At 45.2% G+C, this 15,563-nt stretch carries 16 protein-coding genes; 11 read left to right on the top strand and 5 right to left on the bottom strand.

Features of this window, described 5'->3' with window-relative positions; translation table 11 throughout:
• Nucleotides 1-65 precede the first annotated feature (65 nt).
• The 8 genes from ACLSU7_RS10340 to dinB all read left to right on the top strand — a co-directional run bounded on the left by ACLSU7_RS10340 (nucleotide 66) and on the right by dinB (nucleotide 8,356).
• Nucleotides 66-401 carry an RNA recognition motif domain-containing protein gene (locus ACLSU7_RS10340; RefSeq protein ID WP_413291806.1) on the top strand — a complete coding sequence of 112 codons (336 nt, stop codon included), beginning with the start codon at nucleotides 66-68 and terminating at the stop codon, nucleotides 399-401.
• A 147-nt stretch (nucleotides 402-548) separates the two neighbouring features.
• A complete protein-coding gene (locus tag ACLSU7_RS10335; RefSeq protein WP_413291805.1) occupies nucleotides 549-1,148 on the top strand; it encodes an arylesterase in 600 nt (199 codons plus the stop codon).
• Entirely contained in the window at nucleotides 1,145-1,810 is a 666-nt protein-coding gene (locus tag ACLSU7_RS10330; protein ID WP_413291804.1) for an ABC transporter ATP-binding protein, read from the top strand. Before ACLSU7_RS10335 ends, ACLSU7_RS10330 begins: the two co-directional genes overlap by 4 nt.
• Before the next feature lies 1 nt (nucleotide 1,811).
• On the top strand, nucleotides 1,812-4,358 hold the full coding sequence (locus ACLSU7_RS10325) for an ABC transporter permease (protein WP_413291803.1): 2,547 nt from the start codon (nucleotides 1,812-1,814) through the stop codon (nucleotides 4,356-4,358).
• Between the two features lie 3 nt (nucleotides 4,359-4,361).
• Entirely contained in the window at nucleotides 4,362-5,378 is a 1,017-nt protein-coding gene (locus ACLSU7_RS10320; RefSeq protein WP_413291802.1) for an L-threonylcarbamoyladenylate synthase, read from the top strand.
• 112 nt (nucleotides 5,379-5,490) lie between these two features.
• On the top strand, nucleotides 5,491-6,318 hold the full coding sequence (locus tag ACLSU7_RS10315; protein ID WP_413291801.1) for a GNAT family N-acetyltransferase: 828 nt from the start codon (nucleotides 5,491-5,493) through the stop codon (nucleotides 6,316-6,318).
• An 89-nt stretch (nucleotides 6,319-6,407) separates the two neighbouring features.
• Nucleotides 6,408-7,253, top strand: coding sequence for a lysophospholipid acyltransferase family protein (locus ACLSU7_RS10310; RefSeq protein WP_413291800.1), 846 nt, complete (start codon nucleotides 6,408-6,410; stop codon nucleotides 7,251-7,253).
• Nucleotides 7,254-7,285: 32 nt separating this feature from the next.
• On the top strand, nucleotides 7,286-8,356 hold the full coding sequence (dinB, locus tag ACLSU7_RS10305) for a DNA polymerase IV (RefSeq protein ID WP_413291799.1): 1,071 nt from the start codon (nucleotides 7,286-7,288) through the stop codon (nucleotides 8,354-8,356).
• A gap of 63 nt (nucleotides 8,357-8,419) precedes the next feature.
• Here dinB and ACLSU7_RS10300 read toward each other — a convergent pair whose 3' ends face one another.
• The 3 genes from ACLSU7_RS10300 to ACLSU7_RS10290 form a co-directional block, all read right to left on the bottom strand.
• Nucleotides 8,420-8,575, bottom strand: coding sequence for a hypothetical protein (locus ACLSU7_RS10300; protein WP_413291798.1), 156 nt, complete (start codon nucleotides 8,573-8,575; stop codon nucleotides 8,420-8,422).
• Between the two features lie 137 nt (nucleotides 8,576-8,712).
• A complete protein-coding gene (locus ACLSU7_RS10295) occupies nucleotides 8,713-9,072 on the bottom strand; it encodes an arsenate reductase family protein (RefSeq protein WP_413291797.1) in 360 nt (119 codons plus the stop codon).
• Nucleotides 9,065-10,132: an agmatinase family protein gene (locus ACLSU7_RS10290; protein ID WP_413291796.1), complete on the bottom strand. Its 1,068-nt coding sequence runs from the start codon at nucleotides 10,130-10,132 to the stop codon at nucleotides 9,065-9,067. The genes ACLSU7_RS10295 and ACLSU7_RS10290 overlap by 8 nt, the downstream gene beginning before the upstream one ends.
• 150 nt (nucleotides 10,133-10,282) lie before the next feature.
• Between ACLSU7_RS10290 and ACLSU7_RS10285 the strand changes: the two genes are divergently transcribed.
• The 3 genes from ACLSU7_RS10285 to ACLSU7_RS10275 are packed head-to-tail and all read left to right on the top strand — an operon-like array spanning nucleotide 10,283 to nucleotide 13,980.
• Nucleotides 10,283-11,902 (top strand): peptide-binding protein, encoded by a 1,620-nt coding sequence (locus ACLSU7_RS10285; protein ID WP_413291795.1) that lies wholly within the window; start codon nucleotides 10,283-10,285, stop codon nucleotides 11,900-11,902.
• Between the two features lie 57 nt (nucleotides 11,903-11,959).
• The gene (locus ACLSU7_RS10280; RefSeq protein WP_413291794.1) at nucleotides 11,960-12,955 is read left to right on the top strand and encodes an ABC transporter permease subunit; all 996 of its coding nucleotides are present in this window, start codon (nucleotides 11,960-11,962) and stop codon (nucleotides 12,953-12,955) included.
• Nucleotides 12,952-13,980, top strand: coding sequence for an ABC transporter permease subunit (locus ACLSU7_RS10275; protein ID WP_413291793.1), 1,029 nt, complete (start codon nucleotides 12,952-12,954; stop codon nucleotides 13,978-13,980). Before ACLSU7_RS10280 ends, ACLSU7_RS10275 begins: the two co-directional genes overlap by 4 nt.
• A gap of 100 nt (nucleotides 13,981-14,080) precedes the next feature.
• On the opposite strand, the gene ACLSU7_RS10270 is transcribed toward ACLSU7_RS10275, so the two are convergent.
• Together ACLSU7_RS10270 and ACLSU7_RS10265 are read right to left on the bottom strand one after the other, a co-directional pair.
• Complete coding sequence (locus ACLSU7_RS10270; RefSeq protein WP_413291792.1) at nucleotides 14,081-14,716, bottom strand: BON domain-containing protein; 636 nt, start codon at nucleotides 14,714-14,716, stop codon at nucleotides 14,081-14,083.
• Nucleotides 14,717-14,849: 133 nt separating this feature from the next.
• Nucleotides 14,850-15,422: a hypothetical protein gene (locus tag ACLSU7_RS10265; protein WP_413291791.1), complete on the bottom strand. Its 573-nt coding sequence runs from the start codon at nucleotides 15,420-15,422 to the stop codon at nucleotides 14,850-14,852.
• Nucleotides 15,423-15,563: the final 141 nt, after the last annotated feature.

Here is a 15,563-nt window from a genome sequence, read left to right as displayed (position 1 = left end):
GAGTATCGATTTTAAGTTGTTCGAAGGCTTCCTCGGGTTTTTTAAACGACCATAGGAGGTCTTTCGTGGCTAAGAAGTTATACGTAGGCAACTTGCCTTACTCTGTAGACGATGAAACTCTACACAATCATTTCGCACAATTCGGTGCAGTTGATTCCGCAAAAGTTATCATGGATCGCGAAACAGGTCGCTCTAAAGGCTTCGGCTTTGTTGAGATGACTGACGATACTGCAGCTGATGCAGCTATTGAAAAAGGCAACGGCATCGAAATGAATGGCCGTGCTTTGAATGTTTCTGAGGCTCGTCCTCAAGCTCCTCGCGAGGGTGGCCCTCGTCGTGGTGGCTTCAACAACAACCGTGGTAACGGTGGTGGCGGTCGTCGCGAGTACGGCAATCGCTAGTTGTTTTTGCTAACGCAAATTCCGAAAGCCTCAAGGGAAACCTTGGGGCTTTTTTTATGCCGAATTATCACAAGTGAATGGCATTGCGGACTCCATAATTTGTTCTGGGCTTGAACAAAGGTCCGTAACGATGTCTGATAGTTCCTTATGAGAACTCTAATTATCACGTTTCTTCTTTTATTCTCTTCGCTTTCGTTTGCACAAAAAAAATTGATCGTCCTGGGTGATTCTATCACTGAAGGTTATGGCGTTTCCAAGGAAGCGGCTTACCCCGCTTTACTTGAAAAGAAGTTGCACGAAGCCGGCAAGAAAGACTGGTCTATCATTAATGCGGGTGTGAGTGGTTCGACGACCGCTTCCGGAATTTCGCGCATGAAGTGGTTGTTTAAATCCAAACCCGATGTGGTGTTTTTGGCTTTGGGAGCAAACGATGGTTTGCGGGGTTTGAAAGTGGAGGAGAGTCAGAAAAATCTGGCATCCGCAATTGAGTACGCTCAGAAAGAAAAAGTCGAAGTGATTTTGGGTGGACTGTATATGCCTCCAAATTATGGCGCTGACTATACGGCGAAATTTAAAAAGATGTACGAGGATTTGGCCAAAAAATACAAACTGACTTTTATTCCATTCATTCTGGATAAGGTTGCGGGAAATCCAAAATACAATCTTGCTGACGGCATTCATCCCAATGAAGAAGGCCATAAAATTATCGCGGACACGATCTTTAATGCATTGAAAGGCAAGTTATGAGCTTAACCCTGAACGATATCCGTAAAAGTTTTCATCAAGGCGATGCCGAGGTCGCAGTTCTTAAAGGGTTGAACGTCACGATTGAACCAGGTCAGATTGTTTCCATCGTAGGGCAATCTGGAAGTGGGAAGTCGACTTTGCTTTCTATTTTAGCGGGCCTGGAACGCGCAGACCGTGGGGAAATCCTTGTGGATAAGGTGAATCTGTCGCCGATGAGTGAACAGGAATTAACTTTGTTCCGCGCGCAGAATATTTCCATCGTGTTTCAGCAGTACCATTTGATAGCGCATTTAACGGCTTTGGAAAATGTGGCTCTCGCTTTGGAAATTTTAAAAATGGAAAATCCTAAACAACGTGCCGAGGAAGCTTTGCGTGAATTGGGATTGGGTCATCGTCTTGATCACTTCCCGAGCCAGCTCAGCGGGGGTGAATGTCAACGTGTTGCCATCGCCCGTGCCCTCGTGGTGAAGCCACGCATTTTGCTGGCGGACGAACCAAGTGGAAACTTGGATACGCATACGGGTGATAAAGTGATGGATGTTTTTTTCGAAGTCGTTCGTAAGCATAATATCACGACTATTCTGGTTACTCACAGTGAAACCCTGGCTCGCCGTTGTCAGCGCATTCTTCGTTTGGAAGAAGGCGTATTAAAGGATCAGTAAAATGATTTTCCGTCTGGCCGTAAGAGAGCTGATTCGCAGTTGGCGATTTGGTTTGTTTTTTATTTTCAATTTAAGTCTGGGACTGACAGGTTTTGTTTCTCTGCAAGCATTCAATGTGACCCTGCAAGACGAGCTGCAAAGAAATGCCAAAAATATTTTATCGGCCGATCTGTCAGTATCTGCTCGCAGAGAATTAACTGAAGCCGAGCAGGAAGCGATGAAGTCGGTGTTGCCGCCGGGAACCGAAACCGGTCGCATTTATGAATTCTTTGCGATGATGAGTTCAGCGAAGGGTTCGCGCTTGGTGATGGTCAAGGCTGTCGATAGCAGTTATCCCTTTTATGGCGCTTTAGAAATGCACAGCGGGAAAAAGATTGGTCCTGGTAGTGAGAAGGAAATTTTAAATTCTCATAAAGTATGGATTTACCCTGAGCTGCAACAACAGATGAATCTGCAAGCCGGGGACCGAATGCAGATTGGAAAACTCGATTTAGAGATTTCCGATGTGGTTGATCGCGATGAAACGCAAACTTTCCGCATGGCATCCTTGGCTCCTCGGGTGTACATCGATTTAAAACTATTGCCTGATTCTGGATTGATTCAGTTTGGAAGTACTTTTACACAAGCTTATCAGTTTAAATTTCCGGCTGGGACCGATGAAACAAAAATTAAAGAAGACATCTTTTTAAAACTTCCAGATCCAGCAATATCTGTGGATACCCCAACATCGGCGGGTGAAGATTCAGGACGTCAACTCGGCTACTTGTCAGATTATTTGGGGCTTGTCGCAATTATTGCGCTTTTCATGTCAGCCTTGGGTGCAGCGTATATTTACCGCATGTTCCTCTATAGCCGCATGAAGGAGATCGCGATTCTGCGAACTTTGGGTTTGCAAAGTATCGAAGCCGTCGGTGTTTATGTGATTCAAGCATCGCTTCTGGGGCTGCTAGCGACTTTACCAACGGTTGCCTTAAGTGAAATCGTATTGCCGGTTCTGACCAAAGTTTTAGGAAGCTTTACGCCCTTTTCGTTAAAGCCCGCGGTGACGATGGAAGCCTGGGGCCTTTGCCTGTTAATGGCGGTGCTGGGAAGTTTTGTGGTCAGTCTTCCGTTCCTGATGAAAATCTATGATCTGAAAGCCGCAAAACTTTTCAGTGAAGAAAAGTTCGCAGTGAATGAAGGGAAGTTCCGTGTTTGGCCCTTCATTCCAGCGATTCTGGTATTCTATGGACTCTCGGTGCATCAGGCACATTCCTGGAAGATCGGTTCAGCTTTCGCAGGATCACTGGTTGCGACCATTGCGATTTTGCTGGTGGCCGGATATTTCGTATTAAAGTTTGCCGGAACTCTTAAGAATCTTCGTCTATGGACGATGAAATTCAGTTTCTTAGGATTGTCCCGTCGTGCAGGAGCAAGCTTAGCGGTGTTCGTTGCCCTGGGCTTAGGTGCTTTGCTGATTAATATTCTTCCGCAACTTAAAAATTCTCTGCAATCGGATTTGCAAGTTGATCAGAAAACCAACCTGCCATCTTTATTTATGTTCGATATTCAAGACGAGCAGGTTGCGGGAATTCAATCTGTTTTGGCCGAGAATCAGATTAAAACACTATCCCTGGCCCCGATGGTGCGTGCCCGTGTTTTAAAAGTGAATGGCACTGATTACGAGCGCAAGATCGAAGGTCAAGGTTTCAAAACCCGCGAAGAAGAGCGCGAGGCCCGTTTCCGTAATCGCGGTATGAATTTATCATATCGCGAACAGTTGTCCGACAGTGAGGAGATCATTGAAGGTCGCCCCATGGCCCCGATGTTTGATCCAGAAAAACAAAAGATTGCAGAACTTTCTGTGGAAGAAAGATTCGCTGACCGCATGAACTTTAAATTGGGCGACAGAATCATCTTTGACGTCCAAGGTGTCGAAGTGGAAGGCGAGATCGTCAATTTCCGCAAAGTGAAATGGACGACATTCCAACCGAACTTCTTTGTTCTAGTTCAAAATGGTGTTTTGAACGATGCGCCGAAAACATTTATCTCAGCCTTACCGGCTGTCAGCGCAGAGAAAAGAGCAGCTCTCCAAAATGAACTGGCTAAGAAATTTGCCAATGTTTCGGTGATCGATGTGGTGCGAACGGTGGATGATGCGCTGAAGACTGCCGATAAAATGAGTTGGTCATTGGAATTGATGGCCTATCTGGCCCTTTTTACCGGATATATCGTCTTGTTCTCGATCGTGCGAAGCCAAATCAAGCTGCGTCGCTGGGAAATGAACATGCTTAAAATCCTGGGGGCAAGCCACCGCGAAGTGGCAGGCTTTATTTTGACGGAGTTCGCGTTCCTTGCCTTCGTCAGTTCTTTTCTGGGTTCATTTTTAAGTGTGGGCGTCAGTTATGGCTTGAACCGAATCATTTTTGAGGGGGGATTTCAGTTCTCCCTGACTCAACCACTGCTTTCTGTAGCGATAATTACTTCCTTAAGCCTATTGATCTCTTTCCTTGCGAGCGCAGATATTGTAAAAGAAAGTGCTTTAAGTATCTTACGCGAGGAAAAGTAATTCATGATGTCTAACAACGAGGCTTTGAAAAAGGCTCAACAGATCCTGGAAGAAGGGGGAGTCATTGGACTTCCCACCGAGACTGTTTACGGCTTGGCCGCTCGTATCGACATTCCCTCTGCAATCGAAAAGATCTTTACCACCAAAGAGCGTCCTTTCTTTGATCCATTGATCGTGCACGTTTCCTCGATTGAAATGGCTAAAAAGGTGACGGCTTATTGGGGACCTGCCTCTCAGGCCTTGGCTGAAGTTTTCTGGCCGGGTCCTTTGACACTGATTTTGCCAAAAGATAATTCCATCAATTCGATGATCACTTCAGGTTTAGAATCAGTCGGGATTCGCATGCCCAACCATCCTTTGGCTTTGGCGTTGATTCAGGAAGTGAATGTTCCCTTGGCGGCCCCCAGTGCCAACAAGTTTGGTCGCACGTCACCTACATCCGCGACACACGTGCGTGTGGAGTTTAAAAACGAAAATGTTTTTGTGATGGATGGCGGTGATTGCCAGATTGGTATTGAGTCCACGGTTTTATTGGTTCGTCATCGTCCTGATAAGGTGGAGCTGTCAATTCTTCGCCGCGGGCACATTTTGAAATCTGATTTGGAAAAGGTGCTTCAGGATAAAGGATTTACGTTTGAGTTTATCGAACAAGTTGATAAGCGCGAATCACCAGGCCATATGAAACACCACTATATGCCACCCATTCCATTGATCGTAAGTACCGATGCCAAACGCCCGGTGGATGATATTCTTAAAGAAGTGAATCAGAAGCTTTCTTTGCTGCCGGATGAAATCGAGAGCATCAAGATCATCAAACCAAAAGATGGAATCTCGAAAGCAGAGATCTTGAAGCTTTCCCAAGATCCTTTGCTCGCAACACGTGAATTTTATGGAAAGCTTCGTGATTCAGCTCAAAAAGGTGCTGACTGTATCGTGTTTTACAAAGAAGCCCATCAAATTGGCGAGCGTTGGGAGTCCCTCTTCGATCGTTTAAATAAAGCAGCTTCTCTTATTCTTTAGTCTTGCAGGCACTTCGTCTAAACAGAATCCTAAAGATCCTCTGTTCTTCTTCTGACAATGTTAAGGCAAATAGTTCGTTAAGCTGTTCTTGGATTCAACGGAGGAGTTCAAGATGTTTACGGCACTTCAATCCTTTTATCAGCTTCGCACTCACAAACTTCACAAGTTTAAATCTAAAGTTAATATCAATGTGGAAGTTGGACCGTTTGTTCTAAAGACCGTCACTGATACCGAAGAGCTGCGCGAAGCTTTAAGCCTGCGCTGGGAAGTCTTCCATTCCGAAATGCTGGGTAAAAAATCGGGTCGCCTGGATATCGATGCTTACGATTATGACTGCGATCACTTGATCATCAAAGAAAAGCGTTCAGGAAAAATCATCGGAACATATCGCATCCGCTGCTCTCTTCATACCAATAATTTTTACTCTGCTAATGAATTTAAAATCGACACTTTGTTGCAACAGCCCGGAGTGAAAATTGAATTGGGACGTGCGTGCATCGAAAAAGAATTCCGCAGAGGTGCAGTGATCTCGATGCTGTGGCGTGGGATTGCGGAATACATGAATGCAACTGATGCAAAGATCTTGTTCGGTTGTGCAACTGTGATGACTGAAAATCCTCAGGAAGCAGCCTTGCTTCAGGCATACTTTGAAAATGAAGGCCGCGTCGCTGAAGCTTTCAAGGTAGAGCCAACTCCAGACTATTCGATGCCAGAAATTAGAGAGGCTAAAGCTCAGTATCAAGACTCCCTTACGGAGACTCAAAGGGAGACGGCTGAAGCTTTGATGCCACCGTTGTGTCGCGCTTACTTGAAAATCGGCGCGTTCATCGGTGGTGAGCCTGCTTGGGACCGTGACTTCCGTTGTGTGGATTTCTTAACGATCCTTCAGCGCGAAGATTTGAACAGTACACTGTGGAAGCGTTTTAAAATGGGTTCTTAACCAACTTAAGTTTAGTTGGTATGCGAGGATCCCTGCGATATGAAACGTGACTTGACGGTTTTGCCGGTTAACACCTTATAATAGACAACGTGGAATCTATTACTTCGACACTTCGTGGTCTTATTAAAGCCGTATTCTTTTTATTTTATTTAAGCGTGTACGTGCTCACGTCGCTTTTTATTGCGGCGACCACTCGTGATCGCAACAAACGTCGTCGTCGATTCTCTGCCAATGCCAGTCGCTATTGTGGTCTGATCGCTCGTAATGCTCTGGGCATTAAGCTGACTGTAATTAATAAACCTGCTGCGAAGCATGCGGGAAGTCTGTTGGTCGCAAACCACATGGGTTTCGTGGATATCTTGTTGCTGGCGGGTATCGAGCCGATGTCCTTTATTACTTCCAATGAAATGCGTGAAACTCCCTTGCTGGGTCCGATCACGGAACTTGCGGGTTGTTTCTATGTTGAGCGTCGCAGTCGCACAAAAATTCTAAGCGAAATGAAGCGTCTGGCAGAGTCGTTGAAAGACGGACTTAATATCGTTCTTTATCCGGAAGCGACGTCCACCAACGGCGAAAAAGTTTTGCCGTTTAAACGCACGTTGATGATGGCAGCTGCCGAAGCAGGTGTTCCAGTGCAACCTGTGGTCATTAATTTCAGAAGTATCAATGGCGAGCCGTTCAACACGAAATGGCGTGATGCTGTTTGTTGGTATGGTGATGCGACATTCGTGGAATATTTTTGGAAGACATTGCGTTTGAAATCCGTTGAAGCGGAAATTGAATATCTGGAAATTCTGCATGCAAAGCCAGAAGATGAGCGCGGAGCCTTGGCAGATAAGGCTCATGCCATGATTTCGGCAAAGTTCGTTCCTGTTCAACAGGTTCCTCCTGCTGCAGAGCAATTACCTACGGACCTAGAGACAGACCCTACTTGACCTTTCTGTTTTGATATGTAAATAATATGTAAATGAAGAAGATTATCCATGTGGATATGGACTGCTTTTATGCAGCCGTCGAGGTAAAATTCAATCCGGAGCTTAAGGGAAAACCTTTGGGCATCGGAGGGCCTCCTAATACTCGCAGTGTTCTTTGTACTGCAAGTTACGAGGCTCGTAAGTTTGGTGTGCGTTCCGCCATGCCTTCTTCGCAAGCGGTGCGCTTGTGCCCGCAACTGATCTTAATCCCACCCCACTTTGATCTCTATAAAGAAGAAAGCCGAAAGGTTCGGGAAATCTTTGAACGCTTCACTAAAAAGATCGAACCTTTATCTTTGGATGAGGCTTATTTGGATGTCACGGACTGCAAAGAGTTCGGCGGGAGCGCCACACTTATTGCGCAAGAAATTCGTCGTCTGATTTTTACCGAATTGAAACTAACGGCCTCTGCGGGAATTGCGCCCAATAAATTTTTAGCGAAAATCGCCAGCGACTGGAAAAAGCCCAACGGCCAATTCGTAGTCCGTCCTCAAGATATTGAAGCCTTTGTTAAAGATCTTCCGGTGGAAAAAATTTTTGGCGTCGGCAAAGTCACAGCTCAAAAAATGCATGATGTGGGACTTCACACCTTAGGTGATGTTCAAAAGTATTCGGTGCCTGAACTGCATCGCTGGTTTGGTTCTCGAGCTCAGGATTTGTATGACTATGCTCGGGGCATTGATGATCGCGAAGTCGTCACCGAATGGGAGCGCAAATCCCTGACGGTCGAAGAGACTTACAATAAAGATCTTATGACCTTTGAGGAATGCAAGGCCCGCATCCCCGGTCTATTCGAAGATTTTATGTCGCGTTTGGAGCGAGGCCAGTATCAGGATCGTGTTAAGGGAATGGTTGTGAAGCTGAAATTTTTCGATTTCAAATCCACCACTCACGAAGAAGTGGTCCACGCTCTTCCCACCCAGGAAGACTTTGAACGCCTGCTTGAAAAGGCCTGGAATCGCCGGGGAGTGGCGGTTCGATTGATCGGTTTGGGTGTTCGCTTAGGTTCTGAAAAAAAGAAGGACGAGTCTATTCACTCATCCCAACTTAAATTCGCAATTTAGTTTTTCATGCGACTCGGTTTTCTTTTCCGTCGCTTTCTGTTTATGTGCGTGGCTCAATCATTTTCAGCTCACTTTACGTTTTGTGTTTGGATGCTGACGACTATCGTATTTATCACGATGTACTTTTGAGAGCTCTTCGCCTTTATTAAATTTTATTATCATCCACAGCGCTCCAATAATGGCTACCATGGTGATGATTACTACTGAGAGGCTGATCATATAACCTCCTCTAATAAAAACATTATGGCACAGGTAAACGCGAAGATACTCGCTTAGGGATCTTAGACGAGGTAACAGTTCCCTTTTCGTAATGCTGCGCACGACGAAAAGGGAACTGTTACCTGATGTTCTTGATTTTAGAATACTTTTTTCCACTCGTCTTCTTTGAAGCCCACAAGAGCCACGTCGTCGCCTAGGACAAAGGGACGCTTCACTAATTTGCCATTTTCAGACAACAACTTAAGAGCTTCTGCTTCCGTCATGGACGGAAGTTTTTCAGACAACTTCATTTCTTTGTAAACCAAACCCGAAGTGTTGAAGAGATTTTTCAGGCTGCCACCGCGTTCTTTCAAAGCAGACAGCATCTTTTTAAGCTCCGTTTGGGACGGAGCCTTCTCTGCGATCGGAAGTTTTTGGTAAGTCACTTTTTTACTATCCAAAAACTTCAAAGCTTTTACACATGTCGAGCATTTCGCGTATTCGTAAACCTTAAGCATTTGATTTTACCAACCAACCGCACATTTTATAAAGGATACGAGCGCCCACGTTGCCATCCCACTCAACTTCATGAGGGTCCAAGCCTCCGGTGGAAACTTCATTCAGGTCAAACGCGATGATCTTACGACCGGAGTTATGGATTTCGCGGAACAAGAAGAAGATTTGGTCAACACTCATGCCGCCAGGAACTGGAGTTCCTGTGTGCGGGCAGAACGCGGGATCCAAGCCATCGATATCAAACGAGATGTAAACGTTTTGTGGAAGCTCTTTCAAGATGTCTTGGCAGATCTTTTCCCAAGTTTCGCCTTTGAGCATGCGACGTTTAAGTTCCAAATCATAGAACGTCTTGATGTCTGGACGGGATTCACTGAAGTCGTATTCTTCTTCACAGAAATCGCGAATACCAACTTGAACCAATTTTTTTGGTTTCTTAGCATCCGTCATCACATTATACATGATGGAAGCATGGGATTGCTTGAAGCCCTGATACGCCACGCGAAGATCGGCGTGAGCATCGATATGCAAAACACCGAAGTCACCTTTGAATTTATCACTGACAGCACGGATAGCGCCCAGGGGAGTGGAGTGGTCACCTCCAACCATGCCCAAAAGTTTGCCCTTGTTCAAAACATCAGAGCACTGATCGTAAACCCATTGTGACATTTTTTCGCATGCCGCGTTCACTTCAGCAGCCAATTTATCCATTTTAGCTGTGTCATCACTCATGCTAGTACGCATGCTGATTAATTCTTGGGCAACAGCTTTGTATTTGTCGTTTTGTTTAATCAGGTCTTCTGACAATTCACGCATGTGGTAGCCCACTTCGTAAGCTTTGCCGACTTCGATATCAAAGAGATCGATTTGTTCGCTGGCGTCACGGATGATCTGTGGTCCGCGAGACGCTCCCTCGCCGTAAGAGGTTGTTACTTCCCAGGGAACTGGGACAAGAACGACTTTGGATTCCTCTTCTGTCATTGGGATTCCGAAGATTCCAAATTCAGCAGAAATGGTTGTCGTTGGATCGAATTTTGGTGCCGTTTTTTCTGTCTTTTCAGACATTGCTTATCTCCTTGAAAATGCGCTAGAATTTATAGCATTTAAACAATGTGTCAATCGAGCAATAACTTGATTATTTTTGGCGCATAACCCATTTTAAGCCCACTTTGGGAACTATACAATTTCCCAGCGAAATTCTTTGGAGGAAACACAATGAATATGAAGGCTCTTTTGCTGCTCATCTTGAGTTCAGCTTTGACCGCTCCCGCTTTCGCAACTGCACCAAATGCATCTGCACCACAAGGCGGAAATTTCGTTTACAACCTTGGTGGCGAACCACCAACGGTTCACCCGATCACATCAACTGACATTTATTCAAGATATGTTCAGAACTACGTGTGTGAAGGTTTGTTGTCTCGTGATTCAGAAACTTACGACTGGAAACCTCGTTTGGCTGAAAAGTGGGAAGTCTCCAAAGATAATAAAGTATTCACATTCCACTTGCGTAAAAACGCCGTTTTCCACGATGGTAAACCTGTTACTGCGGAAGACGTAAAATTCTCTTTCGACGCCATTTTCAATCCTGTATACGAGGCTGCTCACTTGCGCCCGTACTACGAAGGTTTGGCAAAAGTTGAAATCGTAGATCCACACACTGTTAAATTCTACGCTAAAGACTCCTATTTCAAAAACTTCGACTCTGCTGCAGAGTTGACTGTTATTCCAAAAGACATCTACAGCGATGTTAACAAATCTAAAAAAATGAACCGCGAATTGATCTGTGCGGGTCCTTACAAATTGTTGAAGTTTGACCGTGGTCAAATGATCCAGTTGAAAAAATTCGACAAATGGTATGGCAACACTGATGCGGCTTTCAAAGGCCACTACAATTTCGACACAATCACTCTTCGCTTCTTCAAAGACGAAAACGTAACTTTGGTAAGAGCTGAAAAAGGGGAGTTGGATTTCATCGATCTTCGTATTGAATCATTCATGAAGAAAACTTCTGGTCCGGCATGGGGCAAGACAATCATCAAGCACAAAGTTGCGAATGATGCTCCTAAGTCTTATGGCTTCGTAGGTTGGAACCAACGTAAAGAAATCTTCCAGGACAAAAATGTTCGTATCGCTTTGGCTCACTTGTTGAACCGCGAAGAAATGAACAAAAAATTCCGTTACAGCATGTCTGATCTTGCTAACGGTGCCGTGTACATCAAGTCTGAATACAACCCAGGCAACAAAGCTATCGAATTCAACCCTAAGAAAGCTCAAGAGCTTTTGACTAAATCCGGTTGGGCAGATGCTGATAAAAACGGCGTTCTTGAAAAAACAGTGAACGGCAAAAAAGTAGAATTCAAATTCTCACTTCTTTACGCAAATAAAGACATCGAGAAATATTGGACTATGTACCGTGAAGACCTGAAAAAAGCCGGTATCGACATGGAATTGAAATACCTAGAGTGGAATTCATTCCTGAAATTGGTTGATGAAGGTAACTTCGACGCTGTGACAATGGGTTGGGGCGGTGGCTCTGTTGATCCAGATCCTAAACAAATCTGGCACTCTTCTAATGCGATCCCTGGTGGTTCAAACTTCATCGCTTACAAAAACCCTGAAGTTGACAAGCTGATTGACGATGCTCGTGTTGAGCCGAACAAAGCTAAACGTGTTTCTATGCTGAAAAAAGTATACGCAAAGATCGCTGAAGACGCTCCTTACGCGTTCCTTTTCAACGATAAGTATGAATTTTATGCAAATTCATCACGTATGGGCATGCCTGCAGAGACATTCAAATACGAAGTTGGTAAAGACTACTGGTGGGTTAAACCTTAATAGTTACTTCTCGGGAGTAGGACCTTGTTCGTATACCTGATCCGTCGACTTTTTCTAATGATCCCGACTTTTTTCGGGATCACCGTTGTTACTTTTGTGCTCATCAATTTGGCTCCTGGTAGCCCTATTGAACAAAAGCTACAAGCTATCCGTTTCGGTTCCGGAGCGGCTGGCGGTGGTGGAGCATCCAGCGTAGGCGGCCGTGGTGACACGGGCGTCAACGAGGAAGTTATCGAGGCTTTGAAGAAACAGTATGGTTTCGATAAGCCTCTTCATGTTCGCTACCTTATCTGGCTTAAAAATATCTCTCGCTTGGATTTCGGCGAAAGCTTCACTTACCAAGAGCCAGTGATCGATGTAATCAAAAGTAAGCTTCCAGTTTCTTTGACCTTCGGTCTTTTCACTTTGTTGCTGACATATACTGTATGTATTCCGTTGGGAGTGCGTAAAGCTATTAAGGCTGGGCAGGGGTTCGATAAGATGTCGACTCTGTTGCTGAACTTTACCTATGCAATTCCGCCTCTTATTCTTGGTATCGCATTGATTTACTTTGCCAGCCGTTCAAACTGGTTCCCGCTGGGGGGCTTGCAGTCTGACGATTACGAATCTATGTCTACTTGGAATAGATTCCTGGACCGTGCTCACCACATGGTTCTTCCATTGATCTGTTATACGATCGGTGGTTTTACTGAGCTTTCTATCCTTATGAGAAACTCCATGCTCGACATTATTAAGTCCGACTTTGTTCGTACAGCTCGTGCAAAAGGTCTTTCTGAAAAGGTTGTCGTTTATAAACATGCTCTTAGAAATGCATTGATCCCGATCGCTACAGGTTTGGGTGGTTTCTTGGGTGTGTTCTTGGCTGGTTCTTTGATTATTGAGCAGATGTTCAACCTTGATGGTATGGGCTTGCTTGGTTACCAATCGGTTTTGGCTCGTGACTACAATGTTATCATGGGTATTACTTTTATTTCGGCGATGCTGATGATGGTGGGTCGTATTCTGAGCGACGTCATCTACGTAGTTGTTGACCCAAGGATTGATTTCAAATGATGGATCCAATTCAGAAATATCTTATTAAAAATGAGCTTACGCTTAAACGTTATAAACGCTTTAAGCGCGACCGTGTCGCTGTTGTTTCCGTTTGGATCTTGCTTGCGATGTTCTTCTTTAGCTTCACTGCGGAGCTTTGGGCGAACAGTCACCCTCACATCCTTCACTACAATGGTCAGACTTACTTCCCATTGTTCAAAGAATACCATCCGTCAGAATTGGGCCGCGATGATATCTATGTGATGGACTATCGTTCTCTTGAATTGAAAGAGGGCGACTGGGAAGTATGGCCACTGATTCAGTGGAACCCATACGAAAGCAATAAGTCTGTGGAAACTTACCCATCTGCACCTTCCAAACACAACTGGTTGGGTACGGATGAATCGGGTCGTGACGTGATGACACGTCTTCTTTATGGTTTCCGTTACACGATGATTTTCGCTATCGGTGCATGGATCTTTACTTACCTTATCGGTATCACGATGGGTTCGATCATGGGTTATGTCGGCGGTCGCGTGGATCTGGTTGGTCAGCGTATCGTAGAGGTTGTTGAGTCAGTTCCATACTTGTTCGTATTGATCACGATCATCTCGATCTTCACTCCGAATATTGTGGTGTTGGCGGGATTGACAGCTCTATTGGGCTGGACTGGTATCTCTGCTTATATGCGTGCGCAGTTCCTCTCTTTGCGTAAGCGTGAATACGTGGAGGCGGCAGCGGCGATTGGTGCGACTCATACTCGTATCATCTCCAGCCACATCCTTCCGAATGCTTTGACTCCGATTATTACGTTTGCACCGTTTGCGATTTCTGCAAATGTGTATGCTCTTTCTATCTTGGATTACTTGGGTCTTGGATTGGTTCCGCCAACTCCTTCTTGGGGTGAGTTGATGGCACAAGCACAAAAGTGGGCGACTATCGCTGGCTGGCTTGTATGGGGTCCATTGATCGCGATGGTTGTAACGTTAACGCTTCTGAATAACATCGGTAAAGCGGTTCGCGACGCCTTCGACTCTAAGATGTAGTTCCCTCCCTCGCTAAAGCTTCGGCAGGCGAGTCCTAAAAATTTTAAACCCGCCATAGCTTTCGCGACGGCGGGTTTTTATTTTTGAAGCATCGTCTGTTTTAAGGACGACGATCAAACGTCCTTCTTCCACCAAAGCGGGCTTCGGCTTCTGAAGTACGGCTTACTATGAGTTGATTGGTCACATCAATCACGCCATAGCAATCAATTGAAATGTCTTCAGCTATATAGCGCATTCTTCGTTCGGGTACGAACCCGGTTAAAGTCACAATTCCGTCCGTAACTTGCACATCGATATCCCGTGCATCGATTCCTCGATGTTGCGCTAACACGTGGGAGATCTCTGCCTGCAATGTTTTATCATCACGTCGTTTCTGATGTTGCTCGGGATGAAAATCTCTTTCGGTCCAATCCTGGTTGTTCATTTCTTTCATGCGTTTTTCAGATTCATAATCTGAGTGCGATACGAAATCCCGCGGCAGAGGTCGGTTGGCATCATGACCATATCCCGTATTGAAATCGGGTGAGGCGTAACGAAGGTGTTCGCGATTTCGTTCATAGTCATAGAAATTTTGGTCAGATTCGTTATCTTGGTATTCATTTTCGTTACGATTCGCAAAGCGCTGCTCCTGCCGCTGACGTTCTTCAGGTGAATATTGGATTTCACGACGCTCTCTTTGGAGGGAACGTAGTTCGTTGTCGCGACGTCTTGGGGCACGATAGTTTGAACTTTGCATCTTAAACTCCTGGTCTGATTGAGTTTAGGATGACATGAAAAGGTGAAGATGCCCGAATGCGGAGTGAGTAATATTTCAGAAAACAAATCAGCGTTGGTACGGATGGCCAGCAGCAGCTGGCCCAACATTCAGCTTAAGGATGGCGAAGCATTTTGCAGAAAACAGCAGAGGAAACATTCCCGCCTTTATCCGACGTCGTACCGATCACGAACAAGTTCCTTTTAGAGCCATCGCTGCGATAAGAATAACGGATGTCGGTTTCGTCATAGATGTGTGCAAGTTGCACTTCAGTCGCAGTTTCTGTTCCTGGGCTTAGCTTGGAACCGTTGTCGGCAAAGCGTTGCTTCATTTCTTGCGCAGTCATATCTTGATAGGGATCTTCGGGATAAAAGAAATTAAACATCCCACTGATGCCAAGATTGTTTTCAGATTTTTCAAAGATAAAGCCGCCGTGATGGGGGTGATTTGGATCAAACTGCGAGCTTAGGTGAAAACATTTGCCGGAATAACCCGTTAAACTCTGGTTTGCAAATCCAGAAACACCTTGCGAGTACCCGTCCACGATGTTTTGCATGGGTTCAGAGCAAACGCCACCATCACAAATCGTCGTCGGATCAACAACCGGCCCTGGTGTCGGTTCTGCTTTCGCAGTTCCCGTGATAGCGCTTACAAGAATAACCAAAGAAGAAAAGATATATCTCATCATAGAAGACGATCTCCAAAATGTGCCTTCTAAGAGCTTTTCAATCCGTTTACAGACGGTCAAAAGGTACAGCAGAGTGTTCCACCGAATTGGTATATAGTCGTGGAGGCAGGCTAGCTTTAGGGATAGTTTCGCTCCCTATCC

Origin of the sequence: Bdellovibrio sp. HCB185ZH, from assembly GCF_047302455.1 — a bacterium.
GTDB lineage: Bacteria > Bdellovibrionota > Bdellovibrionia > Bdellovibrionales > Bdellovibrionaceae > Bdellovibrio.
The sequence above is the reverse complement of the archived record's forward strand: the minus strand, read 5'-3'. Positions and strand labels throughout refer to the sequence as shown.